The organism is Pseudoalteromonas galatheae (assembly GCF_005886105.2).
Classification (GTDB): Bacteria; Pseudomonadota; Gammaproteobacteria; order Enterobacterales; family Alteromonadaceae; genus Pseudoalteromonas; species Pseudoalteromonas galatheae.
Genome location: NZ_PNCO02000002.1, coordinates 92,256 through 117,614 on the forward strand (window position 1 = coordinate 92,256; position 25,359 = coordinate 117,614).

A 25,359-nucleotide genomic window follows, 5' to 3' on the forward strand; every position below is an offset into this window, starting at 1 on the left:
TGACTTTTAACGTTTCTTCTTCTTTTTACCTTGAACCGCTTTAAATCGCGGATTAGATTTACAAATTACGTAAACCCGACCACGTCTTTTTACGACTTGACACCCCGGTCTATTTTTAGCGCTTTTGAGTGAGCTCAGTACTTTCATCTGGTTTATCCTTTTTTAGTCGCAAGGTTTTTAAAGCGGCGGTTAAATTGTGCAACTCGACCATCACTTGCCACCAACTTCTGTTTACCTGTATAGAAAGGGTGAGATGCACTAGAGACGTCAATTGGGAAGTAAGGGTAAGTCTTACCGTCTAGTTCAACAGTTCTGTCCGATTTAATGGTTGAACCGACAATAAAGTATTTATCAACCGATGTATCATGGAAGGCAACAAGTTGATAATCAGGGTGGATATTTGGTTTCACGACAACGACTCCTAAATAATGTGTTGTTATACTGTATCAATATAAATTAAATAAAAACTATTCTCAACAACTAATTTGTTGTTGCCGCCATTTAGTGCGATACGCCTAATTTGTCAACGCATGCGGAACTAAACTGAGTGCATCTTGACCAGTTGATTAAAAGGGGCTTACTTTCCTTAAAATTGCCTGATATAACTAGTTCTAGATAGTTTCTCAAGTAGTCATGTTGGTGTTGGCCCTTAACCGGAATAGTAGCGAATAGACTTTTTTGGAATATAGCTATCGATGTAAGCCTGTTGGTTTGATAGATATGAGATAAAAGAGTGGGTTCAATTGAGGTTAATGGTTAATAACCTTAACTAGATGAGAGAGGTCTAGCAAATAATTAAAACCTAGTACGTTCGCGAAAGTACTTTGTTCGCCAACGCAATACAGATATAGAGCATTTATTATGGATAAACATGCTGAGTTAGATAACTCAATTTTGGCTAAGCTTCAAAGTAGCGATGACAGCGCCTTACAGCAAGAGTTAGACACACTCTCGTGTACACATAGTGACATAGTGACACTACTGGCGCAGTATCAAACACTCAGTGAGCAAGATGATGAACTATTCGATGCTTGGTACGACAGCTTATGTAAAGATCAGTTAAAGGTCTTAAAAGCATTTGAGATAATTCGTGCACACATCGAACAACAAATATAAGTAAGCATAGATTGTCTGGCAGAACTGTTGTGCGCCAGACAACAGATTATTTGATTGATAAGTCGTACTTACTAATCAATTGGTCAATGTATCGAGTGCGTAGCGACTCTGTTTGCTCAGCTTGAGTATTGGCCGCTAGCGCTTTGTTTAGTAGCTTCATGGCGTTGTGTACTTGACTACGCTGCTCTGGAGCAATACTACTTGCGGTTCTTGCTTCTGTGATATCGTCGATAATCGCTCGGCCTAGATCAATATAAAGCGCTTCCTCTACTAGACCATTTTGGCTGATCACCCCATATTTGCCACATAAAAACTGTTGCCAAACTTGTTGTACATGCTCTGTGAGGTCATCACTAAAACTTGGATCTTCGGTATAAAAGCCTTTTTCAATACACTTTGCCAATGCATCACAGTAGCGTTGTTGAAACAATTCAAATGCAGTACTTGATTGGTCAACTTTGTGCTTCAACAATAGCTGTCCCCAGTTTAATAAACCACGAGCATAAAAATCGGTGTATTCTTCACACTCGTAAAGGCCAAAGTAAGAGCTACACTTAATTTGGTTCTGAATGCTGTAACTGGGATTGGGAAATAGACTCATTTGTTGCCAATCAGACAGTTGTTCTTCAGATATCTTTAAGCTGCTGCTCAGCTCAGCCGTGGTATAAAAGTGCGTATTTAAAAAATGTGTCAGTCCCATAAAATAAACTGGATAAATATACAGTAATTGAGATTCTGCTGGATCTTTACGCAAATAACAAGCGCTGAGTGTAAAATTCATTGGTTTTAATTGATTTACTGGGTTTAATGGGTCGGATCTCAGTCATATTTATGGTAAAAATGGCTGTCAACTGGAAGAGTAATAGAAAGACCATGCATCAAATTCAATCAATAAAAAAAGCGAGTTTAATTACCGCGATCAAAACACCTTACACTATGGCTGGTGAAATTGACTTAGATACCTATGACAAGCTTGTTGAAGCGCAAATTGCAGCGGGCGTTGATGGTATTGTCGTTGCTGGGACAACTGGCGAAGGGCAATTGATGAATTGGGAAGAACACCTAATGCTGATTGCCCACTCGGCAAATAAGTTTGGTGATAAGCTGCTAATCGTCGGAAATACTGGCAGTAATAATACCCGCGAAGCAAAAAAAGCAACGGAATATGGCTTTGCATCAGGGATGCACTGCGCACTGCAGATCAATCCGTACTATGGTAAAACTTCAATTGCGGGAGTAAAAGCGCACTTAAACGAAGTATTGGAGATCGGCCCGGCTTTCATCTACAACGTACCGGGCAGAACTGGACAAGATCTAACACCAGATATTATTGAGCCACTAGCAGGTCATAAACATTTCGTCGGCATGAAAGAATGTGCGGGTGATGAGCGTATCGCGCACTATGAAGCGAAAGGCATTGCGTGTTGGTCAGGTAACGACGACCAAGCTCACGATAGCCGCCATAACAGCCAATCTCACGGTGTTATTTCAGTTGCTTCAAACATCATTCCGGGCTTATTCAGACAACTGATGGATACGCCTAACCAAGCGCTTAACCAGTCACTGCAACCGTTAATGAACTGGCTCTTCTGCGAACCAAATCCAATTGCTATCAATTCGGCTTTGATTATGACAGGCGCGGTCAAACCGGTATTTAGGTTGCCTTATGTACCACTGTCGCAAGCACAGCAAAAAGAGGGGATTGAACTCCTTTCTCAGTTAAAAGAAAGTGACTTTGTCGGCTCGACAGCAAAATTAATTGACGAAACCTTGCTTAAGTTTTGTTAAAAGTCGGTTTGTCATTTATAATCTGCGACCGTTTTTGACTCGGTCGTAGGTTATTATGGCAACGTTTTCTTCATTTAGTTTCGCACAGCCTCTTTTAGATGCGCTGCAAGACATCAATTTTCATACATTAACGCCAATTCAACAGGCGGCTATCCCAGCTGTCCGTCAAGGTAGTGATGTGCTCGCAACAGCGCAAACTGGAACTGGGAAAACCGCAGCTTTTGCCTTGCCTATCATCCAAAAATTGCTTGAGGCTGAAGCACAGTCGACGCCAAGAGCGTTGATTTTAGCGCCAACGCGTGAGCTTGCCGAGCAAATCGCCAACAACTGTGCGACATTTACAAAGTACACAGACTTAAAAGTGCAGGCACTATTTGGCGGGGTTAACGCCAATGGCCAAGCTGAGCGCTTAAAGCAGGGCGTGGATATTTTAGTAGCGACCCCTGGGCGCTTGTTAGATCATATCCGCTTAGGTAATGTCACGTTAAGTAACGTTAAACATTTAGTCTTAGATGAAGCCGACCGCATGTTAGACATGGGCTTTATCACCGACATGCAAAAAATCATTGAGCTGGTGGATAAACAAAAGCAGCTATTGTTGTTTTCTGCAACTTTCCCGTCGGCAATGAAACAGTTCGCGAAACAAGTCTTGGATCACCCTAAATTAATCCAAGCGACGCCTGAAAATAGTACGGCCGACACGGTTCGCCACGTTGTTTATCCAGTTAAAGAAGAACGTAAGCGCGAGTTACTATCAGAGCTTATCGGGACCAAAAATTGGCAACAAGTGCTGGTGTTCGTCAATATGAAAGAAACCGCAGACAAGCTAGTTGAAGAGCTAAAGCTGGATGGCATAGATGCAAATGTATGTCATGGCGATAAAACTCAAGGCGCTCGTCGTCGCGCTTTAAGAGAGTTCACCGAAGGCAAAGTACGCGTGATGGTTGCAACCGAAGTCGCAGCCCGCGGATTGGATATCGTTGGTCTGCCACGTGTGGTTAACTACGATGTGCCTTATCTTGCCGAAGATTATGTTCACCGCATCGGAAGAACTGGTCGTGCTGGTCAGTTTGGTTATGCGATCACCTTTGTAAGCCGTGAAGAAGAATCTGATCTTATTCATATTGAGCAGTTAATCGAGCAGCAAATTTCACGCTATTATCTGCCAGGCTACGAAGTGGCAAACCGTGAAAGACTGGTTGAAACAATCCAGAAGAAACCAGCGCATCAACGTCGTAAGGCGCGGGTGAATAAGCCTTCGAATCAAGCCAGTGCAGAAGCAAGATTAAAAAACCGCTCTCGTATTGCAAATGTACGTAAGCAGCAAAAGAAGAAGTAAGATTGTTTTTTTGCTTTATTTACAACGCCAGCTAGCACGCTGGCGTTGTTGTTTTTAGCCAATGTGGCGTACAATAGCGAAAAATAATTATAAAAATACGGCTTGTGCTTCAGTCATTTCACATTGTTCCAGTTAATGGAATTCAACTCGTCTCTGTTGGGGCTTATCTCCTCGCAATATTAATTTTTGCCAATCAACCACGCGCACGAATGCTCGTCATTTATTTGTTATTTCAATGTGTGCTGATGGCAACCAACTTCGCTGAAGAAACGTTAGGGGTTAGAAGTTATTTACTTATCACGCCTGTATTTACCCTAGCTACTGGGCCTTTAGTCTATTTTCTGTTTAAAAATTTACTGCACGCCAATCAACATAAGCAAGAGCGAAGGTTAGTCCATTTCTTACCTGTTTTGCTGGCGCTTCCATTTACTGAATACACCCCGCTTGTGATTGCGTTTGGTACAGTTAGTCAGTTGATTTATTTTGCTTTTACGGTACAACTTGTTGGTAGTTACCAGCGAGCATCCGCGGAGATCAGAGCGGACGTCAGTACGCGCGATTTACAATGGATCAGAACAACGGTTGTCTTGTTTATGATCTTTGCTCTGGTGGATTTGGTCAGGCTTAATATGCAAACATACAACGGTATCAGCACTAAAGCACTCTGGTATTTTATTGACTTAGTGTGGTTACTTGCAATTAATCTTTACCTAGTTGTCAAAGTACACAATCAACCACACCTCGAAGATTCGATAACGCAAGCTCAAGAAGTAACGCTCAATAAGGCGAATAAACAGTTAGAGGATCCAACCGAGATATTCAATGCAATTCATAACACGATTATGCAGCACTATTTATATCGCCAGCCACGATTGACTATTCACGATGTTGCTGAGGTAGTTGGACTTGGGGTAAAGGATATCTCTTGGGCCATCAATACTTGTGGTGGTTACAACTTTAATGAGTATATCAATAGCCTGCGGGTCGATGAGGTAAAACAGCAACTGCAGTGCGAAAAGCAAATAACGCCCAACTTGTTAGCGCTAGCAATGAATGCTGGGTTTAACTCAAAATCCTCGTTTAACAGTGTTTTTAAAAGGCAAACGGGTTACACTCCGAGTCAATTTTCAAAATTAATATAAGTATATTAAACAATTGCTTAGCCTTTTTTTGAGTGTTTGTTAAGAGTTGTAGAAGTACAAAATCCTGATATTGCACGCCATATTAAGTCGTTATAGGTAATCTTGGGTTAAATCGATAACAAGGATAAAGATGATGTATTCAAGTTTTCTCACTCATGTGGCCACTTGCCTGGCTTTTAGTAGTTTGTTTATCGCGCAGCCTGCAAAGGCTGAACCTATTCGGGCGCTGACATCAACGAGCGAACAAGCGCATGTTGCTCAGCAACTAAATGTTCAATCCCCAGTGGATTATCTAAATACACGGATAAATGCACTAGCGTTGGTACGCAGCAAAAATTGGCAACAGGCGTTACCACAACTACAAAAGCTCACTAGGTCGTATCAAGATGACGGAGACACTTGGTATCTATTGGGATTAACGCAAATACAATTAGCGCAATATGAGCAAGCTATCATTGCGCTGAAAAAGGCGTTGTCACTGGGCGTAAACCTAACCAATGTACCTACTGGTTCACGCCCCTCAAATGACATTATGATAAAGATTGCAGGCGCGTATGCCGCGCTAAGTAAAGTGGATGAAGCTAATGAGTGGCTGAGTAAGTCTTTGTCAGCGCGGTATGACGAACGCAGTAGCTTAGCAAATAAAAGTGTTTTCGACCCCATCAAAGGTAACCAGCAATTTCAGCACCTTACAGGTAATTATAAAGACACTTCGCTCACCCGAGAGCAACAGTGGAATGCGGATTTAGATTTCTTACTCTCAGAAATTAAGCGATTGCATGTTAACGAACAGGCAAGTAACAACCCGGATTTAATTACATTGGCAAATAATTTGCGCTCAGATATACCCAAGTTAACTGATCAGCAAATTGTCTTCGGTATGATGCAAATGATAGGCAGGCTTGGTAACGGGCATAACTTTATCGTACCGACCTTCGGAGAAAAAGGGAATTTCACTCGTTTGCCAGTGCAGTTTTATGCCTTTATCGATGGCCTTTACATTGTTGATGCTGAAGCTGAGTTTAGTGATTTAATCGGCCATAAAGTCACAGCCTTTGGACAAACACCAACCGCAGAAGCAATGGCGAAAGTTGCCGAAATTAATCCACGAGATAATGAAATGCAGCAGCTTTGGCTTGCGCCTTATTACCTCGCCATGCCCGAAGTACTCGCAGGACTAGAGTTAAGCGATGCGTCAAATGAGGCGTCTATCACGGTAGAAAATGCACAGAATATGCAAAAGACCATTCGCCTTAGAGGTCGAACATTTGAATTTCGCGGCTTTCCGACTTTGCCAGAAAATCATCAAAAAAGCCCACAATATCTGCAAAACGTCACTAAACCTTATTGGTACGAAGTGGATAAGAGCAATGGGATTTTGTACGTACAGTTTAATGCCGTTGCACAGATGAAAACGCAGTCGCTAGCGCAATTTAGTGCGGAGTTGATAGAGAAAATAAAACACGCTGAAGTAAGCCACTTGGTGCTGGATTTACGACACAATAGTGGTGGCAATGGCTCCATCTTACCACCATTACTAAAGGCACTTATTTATTTTGAAGCGGCAAAGCCAGCAGGCAAGTTATTTGTAGTGATGGGACGTAATACCTTTTCAGCAGCGCAAAACCTCTTAACCAATATCGATAGTTTTACCAATGCAATCTTGGTTGGAGAACCAAGTGGCTCTCGGCCAAATCATATTGGTGAAGCTGGAAGGTTCCGTTTACCGTTCAGTGGGGTGTTTGGGCTCGTTTCGTCGCAGTTTCATCAAACTTCTCGCGCAGAAGACCACCGTATTTGGATTGCACCACATATGCCGGTATTGCCAGACTCTACGAGCTACTTCAATGGTGTAGATCCCGCCATGAAAGCCATTTATAGTGTATTGGATAAAAACGTCGATGGTTTGAGTAAGTAACCAACCATTGCGTTAGTTGAGCGCTTTTTTAGGTCAAACCATAAAAGGAAGTGGCATAAATGATAATTCCGGCAGCGTTATTGTTGCCGGTGTTTTTTGAGTGGGTTGTTTTCTTTGTGATTGCCGCTTTGCTGTATTTCTCCGTTTAAGTGCATGCGCAGACTATCTCAAACGTAAGCCTGCAAAAAGAGGGACGAGGGGTGCTATCAATTCCTGAACCGTTATGCTAGCTTTGTTAGTGAAATCAAATAAATGGAATAATAATAATGAAAATAGGTAACGCAGTTCGGTGCTTGTTTGCTGTGATTTTTGCGGCTTTCTTTTCGGGAGCAGCGATGGCCGAGTCCGAAGAAAAGACAAAGCAAGGATATGAGCAACAAACAAAAACCTTGATGTCAAAAGTGCTTGATGAAAAGAGAACTTTTACAATTCAACTACCCAAAAGCTATCACACCAACCCCAATAAAGAATACCCTGTGATTTATCGCCTTGATGGTAAAGGCAACCTTCCGTTGATGACCGCAGTACTTGAGCGTTTGCACGGAGCAAACGTTTCTGCGGCACCTGAAGTTATTATTGTTGCAATCGAAAATACAGACAGGTTAAGAGATCTCTATCCAACTAAGAATAAAGAGCCTGCAGGACCTATGGATATTGGTGGAGGAGCACCCAAGTTTTTAGAGTTTATCGAGACTGAGCTTATTCCTTATGTGAACCAGACCTATCGCACTCATGATTTTAAAGTTATTGCAGGTGCATCTGCAGCGGGTACTTTTGCGCTTTATGCTTTGCAGGCAAAGCCTGAGCTATTTCAAGCACATATAGCTTATAGTCCAGCGGTATGGTGGAACTTTGGCGCGACAGCAAAGAGTACTAAAGCGTTTATTTCCAAAACGAAGCAGTTAGATAACTTTCTATATATCACAATTGGTGAGGAAGGCGGCGTGATGCGCGAAAGGTACGACGATATGGCGCGCTTTTTAGCAGAGAATCAACCACAAGATTTGCGCTTTTTCAGTGAGGCCTACGACAATGTTCCTCATGGACTTGTGTCTGCAGCTGGTATGTTTAGCGCGTATCAAAAGCTGTTTTTGCCAACCCAAATGCCTGCGCGTGCGTATACTGGTGAATTAAGCTCTATTACTAAGTATTATCAACAACTATCCGCTCAATATGGCGAGGTTTTTGAGCCTCAGGAAGCCGTGATCAGAGAACTTGGCTATTACCACGTAAGCGTGGGTAACGTAAAAGAAGCAATTAAGTTGTTTAAGTTTGGCGTTTCACGCTATCCAAATAATGCAGATGCCTACAACGGCTTAGCATATGGCTATGAAACCGACAAACAATACCAAGCATCTTTAGAGCAAGTAAACAAAGCGCTGGCATTGTCATCGAAGGGTGATGGTGGCTACGATGTCTTTGTTGCTCGCAAAGAGCGGTTAACTAAACTACTTGGTGAGTGACAATCAAAATGCGTAAATAGACCACTTAGGTAGTCGATGTGGTCTATTTGTTGGGTATTTATTACCACTTAAAAATAGTGGCGAATGCGCTTTATTTTTCCGCCGCTAAACTCAAACAGTGTCATAAGCTTTTGCTTATTTTCTTTTTCATCCGTGTTGCCTTGCTGATCAACGCAAGGATGCAAATACTCAACGGTCACCGCATTAAGGCCTTCAATGATGTTTGTGACTTCGATATCGCATTTTCCGTATTGGCCTAGATAGCTGAGTAAGCCTTTCTTATACTCTTCTTTTGATAATACGGCATTAAAGCGAGGGTGCTCGAATGAGGCGTCTGGCGTTAAAAGCGTAAGTAGGTGGGTAACATCAGACTCTTTTGAATATTGGTGTTCAACGGCTTTTTGCGCCTCGAAGTAAGCATTAACCTTGTAGCTCAGTGCTTCTGCGGAGCAAAGACTTGAAACCAGCGTGAGTGGCAGCAGTGCATATCGAACTTTCATTATGATTTTCCTTAAATTATTTACTCTGTATTGAATGCAACGTTTCGACCGGGAAATGCACGTGTTGTCGCATAGTGCTTCTGTTGTTAGTGAAGGGAATGAGATAAAAAGAGCAATGAGTGTGGTTTTCTTAATGAAAATATCCCTTTTTATTATTAATTGCACCAGGTTTGCACTCGGTTGTAATTTATATAATCACAAAGATTGTAAGCTCAGCAGGCGCGAAGAGACCAACTTTGCATTTCTGTCACTCGACTAATACAGCGAGCGAATGCAAATGCCAGTTGCTCTCCTTGGTAAATTTGCTCAATCGGCGCATCTGCCAAAAAGACAACCTGTACTTTGGCTTCGTAACATTCATCGATAAGTGCAATCAGGCGTCTGGCTTCATCATCACCAATTCTAGCTTGTGTTGTATCACTTGGGCGGATATAGCCTTCCTCAGTTCCTTGCGCTACATCTTTGTTTTCAGGAGTAACACCAAGTAGCGGTAACTCAGAGATAAAAATACAGCTAAATTGCTGTGCAAGTTCGATATAGTCATTGGTAGCGCGAGGGCTTGAACAGATCTCCATAAAATCAAAACACGCGATGCTTTCATTTGCGCCAAGCACGTTAATTAGACGATGATTAATCTCCAGGACGCCCGGTTTGAATATGCCACCGGCATTAATAAAGGCGTCCCCAAACGCTTGTTTATCACTGACGAAGTAGTGGTTTGCCTTTGTGCCTTTGCTAAATCGGTGATCTATCTCACCACATACTGATATCACATCGCAGTGACTTATAAGCAGTGCTATCGTCGGCTCAAAGCGGTCTCGGTGTAATCCATCTTTATATAACTCGGTTGGGTGACAATTAGAGGTTGCAACTAAGGTCACGCCAGCTTCAAAAAGGGCTTCAAACAATCTCGCCATGATGATGGCATCGCCGATATCGGTGACAAAAAATTCATCAAAGCACAATAACGAAGTGTGCTCTGCCCAATTTTTGGCGATCCGCTTTAAAGGGTCTTTCACGCCTTGTATTTGATTGAGTTCTTTATGCACCTGCTGCATAAAGTGATGAAAGTGAAGGCGGGTTTTATCTGTGACGTTAGTGAATTCATAAAACCAATCCATCAGCATTGTCTTGCCACGCCCGACAGGGCCATAAAAATAGATGCCTTTAGTCGAATGACCACTAGCGAGTGAATGAGAAAGGGTATCTAACGCTGAAATTGCAGATTGCTGCGCTGCATCAGGAGTAAGATTTCCACATTCAATTTGTGCTTGGTAATGGCTAGAGATTGACATAGACACTGCAAATAGGAATAGTTAATCCGAATAATATCATAAAGCTAGAACTCATGGATGCACTAACAAGATTAAAACAAGCAGTAGACGCCTATTATCCACTTTCTCAAGAAACCTGGTCCGCTATTGCTGCGATCACCAGCATCAAACTACTCGAGAAAGATGAGTGGCTATACCAAGAGGGTGAATACCTAACAACTTTTGCATTTTTACATCAAGGGTTAGTTAGATTAGTAAACACCAATGCTGCTGGGCAGGAATACAACAAACGCTTTTTTGTAGCTGGGGAGTTTCCTGGTGTGATGCATGCTTTACACCGTGCTGAACCAGCTAATCAGGGGATCCAAGCCTTAGAACCGACTGAGGTTGTGCTAATTAATTTTAAACAGTTTAGAGCACTGCTTATGGATAATCCGGAATTAATGCGGTTTCAAATATTGTATCTTGAGAAGAACTGGTTGTTAGAAAAGGATAAGCGAGAACTTTATATGGTGCAGTTAGATGCCACGGAGCGTTATCTTTCATTTTTAAAAGAGCAGCCAGAACTTGCTGAGCGTGTACCACAATACCATTTAGCGTCACACCTTGGGATCACTCCTACGCAGTTAAGTCGGATAAGAAAATCGTTAAAAAACTCTGGCTCGTTTACATAGGTAAATGAGCCAAGCTCTTCACCTTGTTAAAGTTGCCTCAACACATAATGGAGAGCAACTTATGAATACATCACAATTAGAATCATTATTAAATTGGCGTTACGCCGTCCGCAAATTTTCACCGTTGTCAGTAGAGCAAAGTAAGGTAGACAAATTAATTGAGCTTACTGGTTTGAGTGCGTCCTCTTATGGTTTGCAATCATACAAAATATTACAAATTACAGATCAAAAAACCAAACAAGCCTTGTTTCCATATTCTTACGGACAACAGAAAGTGGTAGATAATAGCCACCTTTTACTGTTTGCAGCAGACATGTCGCCGCTGGAGCGACAAATAGACAGGTATATGGCCGACTTTAAGAGTAATAGAGACTTAAGCGATAATGTCTATTCTCAGATGGCTGCTGGGATGAAAGAAGTGCTTGGAGGGATGGGTCCAGAGGCTCAGTATCGTTGGTGCTCAGAGCAAGTCCATCTAGCGTTAGGTACTTTACTCGTTGCTGCGGCAAGTATGGAAATAGATGCTTGTCCAATAACAGGAATTGAGAAAAAAGCGATTGATGTAAAACTGGGCCTTGCTGAAAAGCAGCTAAGTACGGTTTTGGTTGTGCCGCTTGGGATCCGCTGTGCTTCAGATAAAAGTGCGATTGCACCAAAGGTTAGAAAGACCCAAGAACAACTGACCGAAGAGATGATGTTATGATCTTTGGGTTACTTGCTATTTTCGCAGGTGGCGCTATTGCGGTGCAAGCGAGTATGAATGCACAACTTGGCGGCTTGTTAAAAAGTCCGATATTAGCTGCTGGCGTAGCATTTACCGTCAGCGCATTCTATGCCTTTATTGCCTTTCGGGTATCTGATAATGTGCTGCCAGCCCCGTCAGAGCTGAAAGCCGTACCTTGGTATTTGTGGTGTTTTGGTGGGGTGCTAAGTGCCACGGGGGTAGGGCTATGCTATTTTTTGATCCCCAAAATGGGTATTGGCAACCTGATGGCTTATTACTTATGTGGTCAAATGGTGGTTGCTATGGTGATCGGTCAGCTTGGACTTTTCGGTGTACCTTATACGCCTATTAACCTACAAAAGGTCTTGGGCGTGATTGCTGTGCTGACCGGTATTGTGCTTATTAACGTTAATCGTTCAGGCTAAAACTCAGCCATTTCTAAGGCTTTTTTGATAGCTGGTGTTGCCGAAATTTGGCGATAATAACGACGTAAATTTTTAAGTGAAGGAGTTCTTTCTAAAAATGTCTTCGCACGTTCACAAAGCATAAATAAATAGCTGTCGCATAGTGTAAATTGATTTGCAAACAGGTAATGATTGTCTTGGAGTAGAGCATCTACGATGCCAAAACCTTGTTCTAATCGACCTTGCTGTGAGCGAATAAGATCGTCATACATCAAGGCACTTTGGGTATGTCGTTCTGGGTAGGTGTACATCAATAAGTCGCTGTGAATAGAAGCGCTCATAAAATGCATCCATTGCAGGCACTGTGATTTCAGTTTTAGCTCAGTTGGAATAAGCTGCTTGTCGATGTGTTTCTCTGCAAGGTACTGAGAAATGGCAGCGCTTTCAAATAAGGTAAAATCGTCATCAACGAGCGCTGGCACCTGCCCAGCAGGACTGAGTTTTAAATATTGCGCACTACGGTTGGCATTTTTTTTGATATCAACTAGTTCAAGTTGATACGGCTCGCCTATGAGTTCTAATAAAATATGAGGTGCAAGGCTCGCACTTTGTGGATAGTAAAAGAGTGTATACATAATTCACCTAATGTTAGGTCACGTGTATCACTCAGGAAAAGGGCATAAAATAACAGTGATCACGTGAAGTTAGCTCAATACCAATGCAATAATATCAATGTTATTGGTATCCAAAATCGGCTCCTTCTTCGTTGTCTCCTATTCAACTTTAGGTGAGGGTTGGGGTTTTCACAAATAAAAATGCCAGCAAATGCTGGCATTTAGATAATTTTAAACTGTTACCTACGGTGTATAGTAGATAGGAGAGTTTGGCCCCACAGGCAGGCCAAAGCCAAATACCCACACGTAGAATAGCGCTACCCAGCCGATAAAGAAGAACATGCTGTACGGCAACATAGTTGCCACTAGGGTACCTATACCCATGTCTTTTTTGTATTTTGTCGCAACCGCCAATATCAAGCCAAAGTAACTCATCATGGGAGTGATGAGGTTAGTGACTGAATCTCCAATTCGGTACGCTGCTTGAATAGTTTCTGGCGCATAGCCGATAAGCATCAGCATTGGAACAAATATCGGTGCAGTGACTGCCCATTGAGCGGATGATGAACCAAGGCTTAGGTTTACTAGAGCACACATAAGAATAAATAGTACAAATACTTCAGGACCAGTCAGGTTGAGTGCCTGTAACAATGCAGCGCCATTAATTGCTAGGATAGTACCTAGATTTGTCCATTTAAAAAATGCAACAAACTGAGCAGCAAAAAATACCAATACGATATACATGCCCATAGAGCTCATGCTTTTGCTCATAGCGTCAATGATATCACGGTCGTTTTTCATGGTGCCAACTACGCGGCCGTACACAAAACCTGGGATAGCAAAAGTAACAAAGATAAATACCACAATCCCTTTTAAAAATGGTGAACCTGCCACTTCGCCTGTTACCGGATGACGTAAAATACCATCTTCCGGTACTATGGTTAACGCAAGCAGAATGCTGACCAACAGGAGTGATACACCCGCCCATTTGAGACCTGATTTTTCTTTTACTGAAAGCTTCTCAATATTGTTTTCGCTTAAATCAACACTTGCTTCTTTCGGATCATATTTTCCTAAGCGCGGCTCTACGATTTTCTCGGTGACTAAGGTTCCCACGATAGCAATTAGGAATACTGAAATCATCATGAAGTACCAGTTCGCTTCAGGACCCACCTGATAATTAGGGTCAATCATCTGCGCCGCAGGAGTCGTAATACCCGCTAGTAGTGGATCGATTGTGCCAAGCAATAGGTTTGCGCTGTAGCCACCAGATACGCCAGCAAATGCGGCGGCTAAACCGGCAAGTGGATGTCTACCAAGGCTATGGAAAATCATTGCGGCAAGTGGAATCAACACAACATAGCCAAGTTCTGATGCGGTGTTAGACAAGATAGCAGCAAACACAACCATGAACGTAACCAAGCGTTTTGATGCACCCATTACCATACCGCGCATTGCTGCTGATAACATGCCTGAGTGCTCTGCAACACTCACCCCAAGTAATGCAACAAGTACAGTGCCAAGTGGTGCAAAACCAGTAAAGTTAGTTACAAGACCTGTCACAATGCGTTGCAAACCCTCTGCACTCATTAAGCTTACTACTTCAATAACACCATCGGGGTCGCGACCTGCGGAGCCTTCTGGGCGAGGATCGATGGCAGATAACCCCATCCAATCGGCAATACCACTGAATACCACGATGGCGATACAAAACATTGCAAACAAAGTAATAGGGTGGGGAAGCATATTCCCTAAGAACTCAACAGTTGCCAAGAAGCGATTAAATAATCCCCCTTTTTGTCCCTGTTGGTCTTGACTATCAGCTTGCGTCTTTACAGCATTTGACATAGCTAAATTCTCAGTTCCAAAAAATGGCGCAACCTTAGCATTTTTTTTACATGAGGTCATGCTTAAGCGGCTATTTGTCCTCTTTCTGGGTTGAAAGGTGGGGCGTTGTGCAAAAACAGAACAGTTAGAATAGCTTAAGCTGATTTTTATTAGAACTCGCTTGCTTTTTGCGCCCACGACTTGAACGACGTCTTGAAGCGTGAGTGTGACGCACTCTGCCTGTTTCGTCTTTATCTAGGTGCTGTTTATAAAACGTAGAGATTTTTTCACGGGCAATTTTTGCTGCGTCATCGGGTAATATGGCAGGGCGCTGGTATTGGTCTTCTTTTAAACCAGTATAAAGCCAAGGTGTATGCAAGTAATGCGTAGGAACATGATCAAGCTCAGGAATGTAGCGGCGAATGAATTGGCCTTCAGGATCATATTTTTGTCCCTGAGTTATGGGGTTATAGATACGAAACGGATTTATCCCAGTAGTGCCTGACTGCATTTGCACCTGAGGATAGTGGATCCCAGGCTCATAATCGACAAAAAGAGCGGCAAGTCTTGCGGCAGGCCTTTGCCAATCAAGCCATAGGTGATAGCTTGAAAATGCCATCAACATGGCGCGCATGCGAAAGTTTATCCAGCCTGTGGTGATCAGCATGCGCATACAGGCATCTATAAAGGGGACTCCCGTGTTACCGTGAGCCCAAAGTTCATAACGTTGGTGACTAAATTCACTCGCACGCATATCAATTAAGGACGCATGCACAGCACGTTCTGCATAAAGCGGCTCTGATTCTAGCTTTTGCACAAAATGGCTATGCCAGTAGAGTCGGGATAAAAAACCGCTCTTATTGCGTTTTGAGTCAACATTTAGTGCAAGAGTTTGTTGCAAAACATCCCTGAGGCTTATCACGCCATAGGCCAGATACGGGCTGAGTCTGGAGCTACTGGTTACGGCTTTTACCGGGCTTGAGATACCAAATAGGTAGTTGTCTATCCTATAATTAAAAAAGCTATTCAGGGTTTGCTGCGCGGCTTTGAGTCCACCTAATTGTGGCTTTGGGGCGGAGTTGTTGTCATTCCCAGGATAGTCATTTAAAAGTGTAATACCACTATGATGTTGCAGCAGTGGGTTGATTTTTGAAGGAGTTGGTAGACAGTCGCTTTGCAGCCAGTCTTCGGCTTGCTGTTGCCACTTATCACGATTGATTTTCCCCCTAAATACGGCTTGTTGGCGATATTCTTCATGCGATATGTGTCTTTCTTTGCACCAGGCAATAACACGCAAATCGCGCTCAAATGTCCAAGTATTCCCCGTTTCTTGATGGCAATAAAGGGTTGCTATCGCGATGTGTTGATGGATCTTTTCTAGTATTTCAATGATATCACCTTGACGAACCGTCAGCGTGCCACCTAAAAGCTGCAGCTGCTCAGCAAGGTTTAGCAGCGACTCTTTCACAAATTGAAACTGTCTTTCGCTGGTATCGAGGAGTTGCCAGTATTCGGGCTCAATAACATACAATATTAGGGTTGGTCTGCCATTATTACACGCTTCGTAAAGTGGTCTATGATCGAACACTCTTAAGTCACGTTTGAGCCAAACAAGATTAATCATCTAACACACCCTTAAACAATAAAGGGTAACGGCGTAGGCGTTTGCCTATGTAGTCGTCGGCGAGGATCTGCTGGCAAATCCGCTCTACATCATCATCCACTGCAAACACCCAATCAAAGCGTTCAATGGCGAGCAAAAAGCCACGTTTTAAAAAGCGTTGCTTTCGAAACTCATCGCAGTTCTGTTTGATTATTTTGAGTTTATTTGGATTTTCCCTAAGCGCTTCGACTACCTTGTTTAGGTATGCTCGGGTTTGTTTGCTTTCGGGGCGGGGACGTCTAACGCGACGTCCTCGGTTGGTATTTGGATATAAGCTACTCATTAGCCTCTTTAAAAATGTAATCTAGCTTCTTAATAAAATCGTCTTTGTGCTTATCGTGTTCATAGTCCAAGTGGTAAGTATTATGAAACCCAGAGCGTAGCAACACGCCACTGCCTTGCAGGTATATGGTGTAACCATCTGGATCTGAATAGGCCACTATGCCCTCATAGCGTTTGCCTTCCTCGGTTACTTCACCGTGCTTTTGAATATGCTCGAACACCGTTAACAAAAACTTGCTATCTAATTCATTTTTCATCGTTCACCTCGATACTTGGAATACGCTTTCACTGTGCTAGCCGATCACTTAACTAACGCTGAAATTGCCTTAAATTGTTCATTTTTGGCTGATTTTAGCCACTGAAATAAAATAGACTCTAAAGCCAAAAAGCGTGCGCCATCTGCCTGCATCTGCATTAGCGCCCAATCAGTGTGTTTTGGATTGCGTGAGCAAATACCATCGGCAACTATCACAACGTTGAAATTGTCCGCAAGCAGGTCATTGACGGTTTGTTGTACACAGATATGACTTTCGAGGCCAACTACGACGATGGTGTCGCGTTTATATTCTTGAATAGCTTGTTTGCAGGATTCAATGTGGTAGGCACTAAACGCGGTTTTTTCGATAACCGGGAGATTAAATTCGAGTAAGCTCGGTGCTGTATGGCCAAGCCCTTTGGGATATTGCTCAAAAATCAATGCAGGAACAGCCAAATGTTCTGCAGCTTGTAGCAGGGTGGTTACTTGGCGCTCGATATCGCCAAATACCTCAATATGAGGACGAAATTTTTCTTGAATATCGATCACTAAGATCATGCTGTCCGAAGGTATCAAATTCATCATCTTCTCCTTAGAGATTACGTTGCAAGGCGAGCACGCGCGCTTCGCTATTACGTTATTTATTCGGTACAATGGTATACCCACTTAAAAAGTAAACGGTTTTGGCGTGAAAGTACATTTTCTTGGCACTTCTTCAGGTAGCCCATCTAAGCAACGTAATATGTCGGCAGCGGCAGTAAGCTTTGAAAATACCAAAGCCTGGGTACTAATAGACTGCGCCGAAGCGACCCAGCATGCGCTGCTGCACAGTGAGTTAACCCTATATCATCTCGAAGCGATTTGTATTACCCATCTTCATGGGGATCATTGCTATGGATTACCCGGACTTATTTCATCCATGGCGTTAAACTCTCGCAAAGCGCCGCTAAAATTAATTGCACCGAGGGCCGTTATTCATTTTGTGCAAAGTTGTTTTACACTGACAGAGGTGAGGCTAAGTTTTGACTTAATAACCATCGCACTTGAAGAAATAAACGATAAGTTACAGCTTGAATGTTGCGACATCGACATCATAGCGCTACAACACAGAGTGCCCAGTGTTGGTTATAAGCTCACGGAAAAGTGCATTCCTCGCAAGTTAAAAATAGACAAACTTCAGCAAGATGGTATTGCGTCTGGCAGCCACTACAACTTGTTGCAAAAGGGCCAAGACGTGGAATACCAAGGCCGACTTTTAACCTCGGATGACTACAGTTTTTATAGTTGGCAACCTCGAGTTGTAATAATTTGTGGTGATAACGAAAAGCCCGGCTTGCTATCGCAGATGATAAAAGGGGTCGATTTGCTTGTTCATGAAGCTACCTTTACCGCTGCTGATCTTCATAAAGTGGGATTTCATACAGGACATAGCGATGCCATGCGCATCGCTCAATTTGCACAACTACATCAAGTACCCATGCTCGCGCTCACTCACTTTAGCGTGCGCTATCATGGCGAGGGCATGATGCAGCCTCTTATTGAAGAGGCCAAGTTGCACTTTAGCAATGCACTCATCATTGCAGAGGATGGCCTAATTGTAGACATTCCAAAGCAAAAGCAAGTTGAGTGCGCAATCGCTTAGCTCTAGGATTGCTCGCAGAACCAACGCCAGTCGGCTACGACTTGCTCGCTGTAATGACTGGCCGATTTGACTAGGTCATCAATGAGACTAGGTAAAATGGCGACGGCATCCTCCTGAAATTGTAACGATCGTCTATCTGCTCGCATATGTGAAAGGGCAAGTGCTTCACCGCAAGCTTCTGCATATTGGCTAAAGCCGGATTTAGTTGCTGCACGCTTACCAATGGTGATGTCTTCTGGGTCTATACCAACACGAGCATGATGGCGCGAGCGTACCAGCCAGTGACTGCCTTGCCACAGTGCATTATCTAAAATGAGATCGGTGCGGCGCTGCATTTTTCTTTGACTATTGACGGTTAAGTGTGCGGGATCTAAGCGATTCACAGGGCTTAAATTTGAAAAATAAGCAAGAGGCGAAGCGAGCTGCTGTTGTTTTACCTCAACAATGTGGCATAGCGGCAGAATATCTTTAGTGGGTTTTTGCACGTTTGGGCCAACCAACAAGTAATATCTGCTCAGATGCAATGAGCCTGTGCCTTGGTCGATACGCTCAACACAATCTAAAATTTCGTCATCAACGTAGGGCGCAAAGTGATGAATAAGGTTTTCTTTTAAATCGGGATCAAGTTGCTTAAACTTCAGTTTGTCTTCGCGAAAACGTAGCGGCTTAATGCTAAGGTCGATTTCCTTAGCAAGTGTGCTTTTTATCGTAAACGCGGCACCCCCCGCCATTCTTTGTAACCCTTTTTGCCATCGTTTATGCAATATATGGTTGTTATTAAACTCGATTAGGCCTGTGTTGCTATCGACCTTATGTTCCAGCGACAACTGACAGGCTTTTAGATAGCTGTGTAAAAAGTCCAATTGTGCTTGGGCAACCAGCTCTTTACTGACTAAAGGTTTACTTCGGTCTTTAATATCTTGTGCTTGTTCTTGAATACGTCCACCTTCTAGTTGGGTAAGCGGTAAACTCACTAAAAAGCGAAACAGGTCCCACACTGCGTGTCCGACGCAGGCATCATCGAAGTCATTAGGTTCAAAGATTAAGGTATCGCCATGGCTGCCTTCTTCACTATGAAAGCCAAAATTGCCCGTATGACAATCTCCCATTATGTAGGTGAGTGGCAGGCTGGTGGCCGCTTCAGGCAACTGCAGTTGCTGCTCCAGTAAATCCTTATACATAAGCGCGGCACTGCCACGAAAGAACCGAAATGGACTGAGTCTCATTTTGTCGAATTTACTGCACTCACTGTTTGCGTGGATACCTTCACGCTCATTAAAGTACGATGCAAGATAGTCGTGACGATTCATGGATTAGTCCTCCCTTTGAACAATACCCAATTGAGATTTTGCCAGTTTTACAACGGCTTTATCGATAGGTGGGGGACTAATATCAACCCCCTTGCTTAACGCTTCGACAATGGTTTTCATCACTTGTACGCGGGCATACCATTTATGCTCCGCGAGGATCAAATGCCAATCCGCTAAATTTGTATCGGTTTTAGCAAACATATCATCAATTGCTTGCTCATAATCTTGTCGCTTTTGGCGGTTGCGAATATCTTCTTCCGTTAGTTTCCAGCGCTTATACGGATTATTTAAACGCTCTGTAAAGCGCTTGAGTTGTTCATCTTCGCTAATGTGTAAAAATAGCTTAACAATGCGGACGTTATCATCTGTTAGCAGACGCTCAAACTCGTTGATTTCTTGATAGGCACGACGCCACTCTTGCTCACTAGCAAACGCTTCAACCCGTTCTACCAACACTCGGCCGTAATATGAACGGTCAAAAATAGTCATAGTACCCCGAGGAGGTAGCTTTGTTTGAAACCGATAAAGGTAATGCCGGCCTTGTTCCTCAGGCGTAGGTTTTGCGATTGGGTAGACCTTAACGCCGCGCGGATCGAGTTTTTCAGTCATGCGGCGAATAGCACCTCCTTTACCAGCCGCATCCCACCCTTCAAATACTAAAATAGCGCGTTTCCCTTGATGAAAATAGGCTTGTTGCACGTGTAATAGTTGAGTTTGCCAGTACTTTAACTCGCTTTTGTAGTGTTTTTTTGAATCAATAGCGGGGTGTGTCATGGGAGGCTTAACACTTAGTCCGCGATTTAGTGTTTTTATTTCTGATACATAACTGGTCATGCTAACTCCTTTAATCGCCTTTGGTTAAGTTGGCCCTGTTGCTATCAAAGTGCTTTTCAAAGCGAAAATATTATCGCACCAACTAACTTTTGAGCGTGTTAGAGTAACCTAGAGTAAACTCTACAGGGACTTTTTGACAATGATATGTCATACCATTTTGTCTTACACTTCCTTAATTTGAGGGAGCTAATCAGGCGCTAACGGCGTTAAAAACTTCTCATCATTTAGAACAGTTAAATAGCAAAATTTTTCCTTGATTGAATAACTGATTCCATCAGTATAAAATTTACTCCGAATAAATCTCGCGCTCATTGATGAGTAGCAAATTGCATTGATGAGGAACAACCGGAATAAACAAGGAAGGATTGGCATGAAGCCTTTTGACAAGTGGCCTGCACTTGTGCAAGACGCACAGCAAGGTACATTCGATGATTCACTTTTTCAGTCAGATTCAGACGTAAAAAATTCGGTACAACCAACCAGATTGCCGATGGCTAAAGTGCCCAACATCATTCTTAAAGCACTTAACCCCCATCACACTGACTATATTCGTATTGACCCAAAAGAAGCTCGTTACTGGCATGGTGGACTTCATCATCATGACGATAGACAACTACTTGTTATTTCAAATAACCAAGTACAACGTCTCAAAACGGTTTCTCAAGGCAATATAAAGGAGATCTTTGCGTTTATTAAAAAGTCAGCGCTTGAGGCTAAAGTGGAAGGTCAGTTCGGTTCTGGTGGCAGTAGAGGCTTCTCGGGTGGGGCGGGAGAGTTAAACCAAAACGGTGCACATTTAGGTGCTGCAGCTAAATATGCTGCTACAAGCGATTACTCAAAAAATGATGGTGTGGGCTTCAATAGTAGCCAAGGAGCAGGTACAACGCGCCCGTCAATGGGTAAGAGTAACGCTGGGATTCAAAAAACACCCACTAAGCTAGAAAGTACAGCACAGCCCATAGATACCATTGCGCCATCTGTCATTATTGGTCAACCTAATCCAAAGCAGATCGTAAAACTAGAACAAAACCAAGCCACTAAAAGACGTTTTGCAAATCATGTATTAGGACCGGGAGAAACTGCCGCGAGTGTTGTCGAGCAGTATACTGGCACACCAAATGAAAGCCGTATATATGGCTTCAACCATCCTCAGTTTACTATAAAAAATCCTCCCAAAGCGGGTGATAAAGTCAGGGTGAATACCGGCTTTGACGTACTAGTTAAAGGGCAATTCTATAACAGCAACAGCGTTAACCTAATCTGGAAAGGGCCTACATCGGGCTCGAAATCAGCCATATTGGAGCAAGTGAATGGCAAATATCTACCAGACAGAGGCTACGATTGGGAGTTGGCACTACCGCTTGTGGCGGGGGAATATACATTAACTGCTGAAGCCGAAGGTGCAACGCACTCCGTGAGTTTTTCAGTTGAAGAATCTGAAGATCAACTGGAAATTATTGACTTTTTATATATTCCAGAAGATAACAGCTTTATAGCGGTCACGCAGTCACTTGCGGATATTTTAGAGCAAGAAATGGAAGTACTTAACCCTCCCATGGAGCAGCTTAAGCAAGCGCTGGCTGGACAACAAGACCTCTCGCAACAAGATGATAAAGTAATTGACGCAAAAAAGGCGTTAAACGAGACTTTAAAACCACTTGTTTCAGGCCCTACCGTTAATAAAATTACCGAAGTCATTGGCTTTAAAGGCCGAAAGTATACCTATGTGCGTAGTGATAAAATGGCCAACCACTTTAGACGCTACAAAATTGATACGGACATTCGAAACGGTCGTCGTTTTAGCGATGCGAATGGCAACTTAGACCGTAAGAAACTGAACAAAGCGCTTAAAAATGATTTGAGCAAGCTAAAGGTCAATTTTAAGTATGATAAGAAGCTCGTCGACACGTATACAACCATATGGGGCGAATGGGCTAGAGAGCTTAATAAAGATCTAAATATAAAAGGGTTTGAAAAAAGCGACTATTTTGACGCCAGTGCAGAGGCGCGATTAATGCGCTACACCCATGGTGCAGGCATTGCGGCAAACTTTAGCCCAAAGGATGGTGTCTTTTCATTTCAAGCTGATGCCAAAGTTGATTTTGCTGTTGGTGAAGCAAAAGCTGCAATGAGTGGTTACTACCCTAATAAAAAAGGGTATGAATTTAAGTTTATGATGCCACTTAAAAATTCGACCAAAGAGCGTGAGATAAACTTAGGCGCGCTCCGATTAAATGCGACCATTGCCTTTTTTGGCTATGCTGGCGCGAAATTACAAGCGGCGGCGAATGTAGGCTGTACAGTAAAGCAAGGTAAAATGATGCTTGAGGGATTAACCCCTGAACAAGTAAAAGCACTTAGCCGCGCCGATCGCAAGTTTGAACCTGTAAAAGGCGAGCTCAGCGCATTTGCTGGGGTATCCGCAGGCTGTGAGTTAACTGGTGCTTTGCAGTGGGATAACCCAGAAAAATCTGGTAAATCTAGTTTTTGTGATCTAGCTAAATTAGGTGGAAAGGCAGAAGGCGCATTTGGCGCTGGTGCACATGCCGGATGTTCTATTGGTTATGAAGACGGAAGGTTTATACTTCGCGCGAAATTGGGACTTATCTGGGGCGTAGGTGCTGGCGGAGAATTAGTCTGTGAGATAGGTGTAGATGAAATCGTCACGCTTGCCCAATTTGTTTATCACCAGCTTAAAAATAATGATTATGATTACCTTGAGTTTATACAGCCATTGGCATTTAACGTGCTTTATAAAGCAGTAGCCATGCATATAGCAACAGGTAATGAGATAATTAAATATGTGGGCTCTAGCGCCCGTCAAGTAGATACATGGTGGCGGGGAACTGTTTTAACCCATGAACGCGCGAAAGGTATGATGGATAATATTCTACAAGAGCCCGAAATGTTAAAATTTACGGTACCTGAGTCCAAGGGAGCTTTTCTAAACTTATTAGCGAACCCTAACCTCGCTAGCCTTATCGACTCAGATACCTACAGCTGGCAGGGCTTAAATGAGCAGCGCGAGAATGCGATTATTATTGTACTAAAGCATATTCTTTGCACAGAGGAGTTAGACGAAGTATTGCAGCATATGGGAGAGGGCGGTGAAAAATGTAGCCGAGAGGAGGGCTTGTCTCAGCTTAATAGTATTTTAGAAGGTGCTCAGCAGAGTGAGTTTGATGCATGGCGACGCAAACTACCAAGCCGAGCACGCTCCGGTTCGGTTGCAGTAGCTATGCTTAATACAACTCCCTTTATCGCAATGGCTTAATTGTATACGTGCAACCAAGCTAGTTTGGTTGCACACTTAATTTAGTCGACTGATTTAGTGCGCATCTAAACCCGATATCCCTGTAGCTAGTGTCTAATTCATTTGACTCTTGCCGTGTATAAACATTACTGCCACGTGGCGATTCCATAAAAGTTCCGCCTCGCATGACCTTTTTTGTGCCTTCTTTTGGCCCTTTAGGATCCTGCTCTGGTGAGAGTTGATAGTAATCTTCTGCCCACCAGTCATTGACCCATTCGATCATATTGCCACTTAAGTCATAAAACCCTAATGGGTTAGGCGGATAGGTGCCACTAATATGCGGTTCTGGCTCTTCGGCGAGAGAGTAATTTACACCGAGTTCAAGCATACCGGTATTGGTGGCAAACAAAATATTTTCGCCACGGTTTCGTGCTGCAAATTCCCATTGCGCCTCTGTGGGTAAATCAAAGGGCAGCTGGGTTAACTCAGCGAGCCATAAACAATAGTTTTTTGCGCCATACCAACTTACTCCAGCAGGGAATTCAGGGGCGCGCCAAATCTCATCTCTATCCCATTCTTCCCACACGGTTTTTGGCAGGTCATTTACTGCGGTATATAAATCAAAATCGCCATAGCTTACCTCATAAGCGCCCATCGAATAGCTGGTAAGAGTCACCTCATGAGCGGGTTTATTGTCGCGGGCTATGGTCCAAGGCAAGTTATTTGGACCACCGCCATCACCCATCATAAAGCTGCCGCCTTCAACAAACACCATTTGGGCTTTAGTGCGCTCAATCAGTGCTTGCACTTGTTTGTCTTGCTCGCCGGTAAACGCGTCTATTTGTTGGCCAAGGTCGTCACACCCAGTCATTACCACACACAGTAATGCGAGGCTGGGAATGGTTGTGTATTTATTGGCAAGAATATTGCGGCGGTTAACGTTGGCAAAGTGGGAGAGTGAATGTATCTGTTTATTTTCCATATGGTGACTTTCCGTATGTAACTTATTTATCCTTAGTGCAGCTCAAGCATACCAAGCACACCAGCGAAATCAAAATTGTCACACCATAAAGTAAGTAGTTTGAATAAACGCTGACTTTTACAGTGATAAATATGATAACAATTAGTTAGCTCTGTAATTGAGCTGAAATTGATAGGCAGAAAAATCACTAGCCAGTATTAGTGCAATAAGCATCTTATATAGTTCTGTGTTTGGATATTGAATTTGCTATCTACTGTTCAATCAGCGATATTAAATAGCGTTTAGCTTAGTGTGAATCTGTATACTTATAAAATTAACTATATTTTTTACTCAACGTCATGATGATGAAATAAT

General features: G+C 43.0%; 25 protein-coding genes. 11 read left to right on the top strand and 14 right to left on the bottom strand.

Translation table 11 applies throughout. The features are described from left to right. Positions 1-6: 6 nt before the first annotated feature. Both ykgO and CWC29_RS18530 read right to left on the bottom strand, forming a co-directional pair. Positions 7-147, bottom strand: a complete 141-nt coding sequence (gene ykgO, locus CWC29_RS18525; protein WP_010373066.1) for a type B 50S ribosomal protein L36 — start codon at positions 145-147, stop codon at positions 7-9. Positions 148-152: 5 nt separating this feature from the next. After that, on the bottom strand, positions 153-410 hold the full coding sequence (locus tag CWC29_RS18530) for a type B 50S ribosomal protein L31 (protein ID WP_010373063.1): 258 nt from the start codon (positions 408-410) through the stop codon (positions 153-155). A gap of 451 nt (positions 411-861) precedes the next feature. Here CWC29_RS18530 and CWC29_RS18535 point away from each other — a divergent pair, with 451 nt between their 5' ends. Next, positions 862-1,116, top strand: a complete 255-nt coding sequence (locus CWC29_RS18535) for a hypothetical protein (RefSeq protein ID WP_128726618.1) — start codon at positions 862-864, stop codon at positions 1,114-1,116. A gap of 46 nt (positions 1,117-1,162) precedes the next feature. Here CWC29_RS18535 and CWC29_RS18540 read toward each other — a convergent pair whose 3' ends face one another. Further along, positions 1,163-1,816 (bottom strand): DUF6058 family natural product biosynthesis protein, encoded by a 654-nt coding sequence (locus CWC29_RS18540; protein WP_128726696.1) that lies wholly within the window; start codon positions 1,814-1,816, stop codon positions 1,163-1,165. Between the two features lie 173 nt (positions 1,817-1,989). On the opposite strand from CWC29_RS18540, the gene CWC29_RS18545 reads away from it, so the two are divergent. From CWC29_RS18545 to CWC29_RS18565, 5 genes are all read left to right on the top strand, one after another. Continuing rightward, positions 1,990-2,904 carry a 4-hydroxy-tetrahydrodipicolinate synthase gene (locus tag CWC29_RS18545; protein ID WP_128726617.1) on the top strand — a complete coding sequence of 305 codons (915 nt, stop codon included), beginning with the start codon at positions 1,990-1,992 and terminating at the stop codon, positions 2,902-2,904. 55 nt (positions 2,905-2,959) lie between these two features. Continuing rightward, positions 2,960-4,243 carry a DEAD/DEAH box helicase gene (locus tag CWC29_RS18550; protein WP_128726616.1) on the top strand — a complete coding sequence of 428 codons (1,284 nt, stop codon included), beginning with the start codon at positions 2,960-2,962 and terminating at the stop codon, positions 4,241-4,243. Positions 4,244-4,488: 245 nt separating this feature from the next. Then, positions 4,489-5,385, top strand: a complete 897-nt coding sequence (locus CWC29_RS18555; RefSeq protein WP_128726615.1) for a helix-turn-helix domain-containing protein — start codon at positions 4,489-4,491, stop codon at positions 5,383-5,385. 130 nt (positions 5,386-5,515) lie between these two features. Further along, positions 5,516-7,303: a TPR end-of-group domain-containing protein gene (locus CWC29_RS18560; RefSeq protein ID WP_235956688.1), complete on the top strand. Its 1,788-nt coding sequence runs from the start codon at positions 5,516-5,518 to the stop codon at positions 7,301-7,303. Between the two features lie 266 nt (positions 7,304-7,569). Further along, positions 7,570-8,766, top strand: coding sequence for an alpha/beta hydrolase-fold protein (locus CWC29_RS18565; protein WP_128726614.1), 1,197 nt, complete (start codon positions 7,570-7,572; stop codon positions 8,764-8,766). A gap of 68 nt (positions 8,767-8,834) precedes the next feature. Here CWC29_RS18565 and CWC29_RS18570 read toward each other — a convergent pair whose 3' ends face one another. Together CWC29_RS18570 and zapE are read right to left on the bottom strand one after the other, a co-directional pair. Continuing rightward, a complete protein-coding gene (locus CWC29_RS18570) occupies positions 8,835-9,266 on the bottom strand; it encodes a nuclear transport factor 2 family protein (protein WP_138522887.1) in 432 nt (143 codons plus the stop codon). A 212-nt stretch (positions 9,267-9,478) separates the two neighbouring features. After that, positions 9,479-10,561: a cell division protein ZapE gene (gene zapE, locus CWC29_RS18575; RefSeq protein ID WP_138522889.1), complete on the bottom strand. Its 1,083-nt coding sequence runs from the start codon at positions 10,559-10,561 to the stop codon at positions 9,479-9,481. A gap of 53 nt (positions 10,562-10,614) precedes the next feature. Here zapE and CWC29_RS18580 point away from each other — a divergent pair, with 53 nt between their 5' ends. The 3 genes from CWC29_RS18580 to CWC29_RS18590 all read left to right on the top strand — a co-directional run bounded on the left by CWC29_RS18580 (position 10,615) and on the right by CWC29_RS18590 (position 12,363). Beyond that, positions 10,615-11,214: a Crp/Fnr family transcriptional regulator gene (locus tag CWC29_RS18580; protein ID WP_138522891.1), complete on the top strand. Its 600-nt coding sequence runs from the start codon at positions 10,615-10,617 to the stop codon at positions 11,212-11,214. Positions 11,215-11,275: 61 nt separating this feature from the next. Further along, the gene (locus CWC29_RS18585; protein ID WP_138522893.1) at positions 11,276-11,917 is read left to right on the top strand and encodes a nitroreductase family protein; all 642 of its coding nucleotides are present in this window, start codon (positions 11,276-11,278) and stop codon (positions 11,915-11,917) included. Beyond that, positions 11,914-12,363, top strand: a complete 450-nt coding sequence (locus CWC29_RS18590) for a DMT family transporter (protein ID WP_138522895.1) — start codon at positions 11,914-11,916, stop codon at positions 12,361-12,363. Before CWC29_RS18585 ends, CWC29_RS18590 begins: the two co-directional genes overlap by 4 nt. Here CWC29_RS18590 and CWC29_RS18595 read toward each other — a convergent pair. The 6 genes from CWC29_RS18595 to CWC29_RS18620 form a co-directional block, all read right to left on the bottom strand. After that, positions 12,360-12,977: a glutathione S-transferase family protein gene (locus CWC29_RS18595; RefSeq protein WP_138522897.1), complete on the bottom strand. Its 618-nt coding sequence runs from the start codon at positions 12,975-12,977 to the stop codon at positions 12,360-12,362. The genes CWC29_RS18590 and CWC29_RS18595 overlap by 4 nt on opposite strands. Positions 12,978-13,199: 222 nt before the next feature. After that, on the bottom strand, positions 13,200-14,804 hold the full coding sequence (locus CWC29_RS18600; protein WP_171040286.1) for an AbgT family transporter: 1,605 nt from the start codon (positions 14,802-14,804) through the stop codon (positions 13,200-13,202). A 124-nt stretch (positions 14,805-14,928) separates the two neighbouring features. Next, positions 14,929-16,407 carry an FAD-binding domain-containing protein gene (locus CWC29_RS18605; RefSeq protein ID WP_138522901.1) on the bottom strand — a complete coding sequence of 493 codons (1,479 nt, stop codon included), beginning with the start codon at positions 16,405-16,407 and terminating at the stop codon, positions 14,929-14,931. Next, a complete protein-coding gene (locus CWC29_RS18610) occupies positions 16,400-16,729 on the bottom strand; it encodes a hypothetical protein (RefSeq protein ID WP_128726605.1) in 330 nt (109 codons plus the stop codon). Before CWC29_RS18610 ends, CWC29_RS18605 begins: the two co-directional genes overlap by 8 nt. Then, positions 16,722-16,985: a DUF3081 family protein gene (locus CWC29_RS18615; protein ID WP_128726604.1), complete on the bottom strand. Its 264-nt coding sequence runs from the start codon at positions 16,983-16,985 to the stop codon at positions 16,722-16,724. Before CWC29_RS18615 ends, CWC29_RS18610 begins: the two co-directional genes overlap by 8 nt. A gap of 44 nt (positions 16,986-17,029) precedes the next feature. Beyond that, positions 17,030-17,569: an isochorismatase family protein gene (locus tag CWC29_RS18620; protein WP_235956689.1), complete on the bottom strand. Its 540-nt coding sequence runs from the start codon at positions 17,567-17,569 to the stop codon at positions 17,030-17,032. 103 nt (positions 17,570-17,672) lie between these two features. On the opposite strand from CWC29_RS18620, the gene CWC29_RS18625 reads away from it, so the two are divergent. Continuing rightward, positions 17,673-18,626, top strand: a complete 954-nt coding sequence (locus CWC29_RS18625) for a ribonuclease Z (RefSeq protein WP_328820804.1) — start codon at positions 17,673-17,675, stop codon at positions 18,624-18,626. A gap of 2 nt (positions 18,627-18,628) precedes the next feature. On the opposite strand, the gene CWC29_RS18630 is transcribed toward CWC29_RS18625, so the two are convergent. Further along, positions 18,629-19,936 carry a DUF2252 family protein gene (locus CWC29_RS18630; protein ID WP_138522903.1) on the bottom strand — a complete coding sequence of 436 codons (1,308 nt, stop codon included), beginning with the start codon at positions 19,934-19,936 and terminating at the stop codon, positions 18,629-18,631. A gap of 3 nt (positions 19,937-19,939) precedes the next feature. Beyond that, the gene (locus tag CWC29_RS18635) at positions 19,940-20,770 is read right to left on the bottom strand and encodes a polyphosphate kinase 2 family protein (RefSeq protein ID WP_138522905.1); all 831 of its coding nucleotides are present in this window, start codon (positions 20,768-20,770) and stop codon (positions 19,940-19,942) included. A 370-nt stretch (positions 20,771-21,140) separates the two neighbouring features. On the opposite strand from CWC29_RS18635, the gene CWC29_RS18640 reads away from it, so the two are divergent. Beyond that, a complete protein-coding gene (locus tag CWC29_RS18640) occupies positions 21,141-24,044 on the top strand; it encodes a hypothetical protein (protein WP_138522907.1) in 2,904 nt (967 codons plus the stop codon). Positions 24,045-24,063: 19 nt separating this feature from the next. Here the strand turns inward: CWC29_RS18640 and CWC29_RS18645 are convergent, their stop codons facing one another. Next, on the bottom strand, positions 24,064-25,005 hold the full coding sequence (locus CWC29_RS18645; RefSeq protein WP_138522909.1) for a formylglycine-generating enzyme family protein: 942 nt from the start codon (positions 25,003-25,005) through the stop codon (positions 24,064-24,066). Positions 25,006-25,359 lie beyond the last annotated feature (354 nt).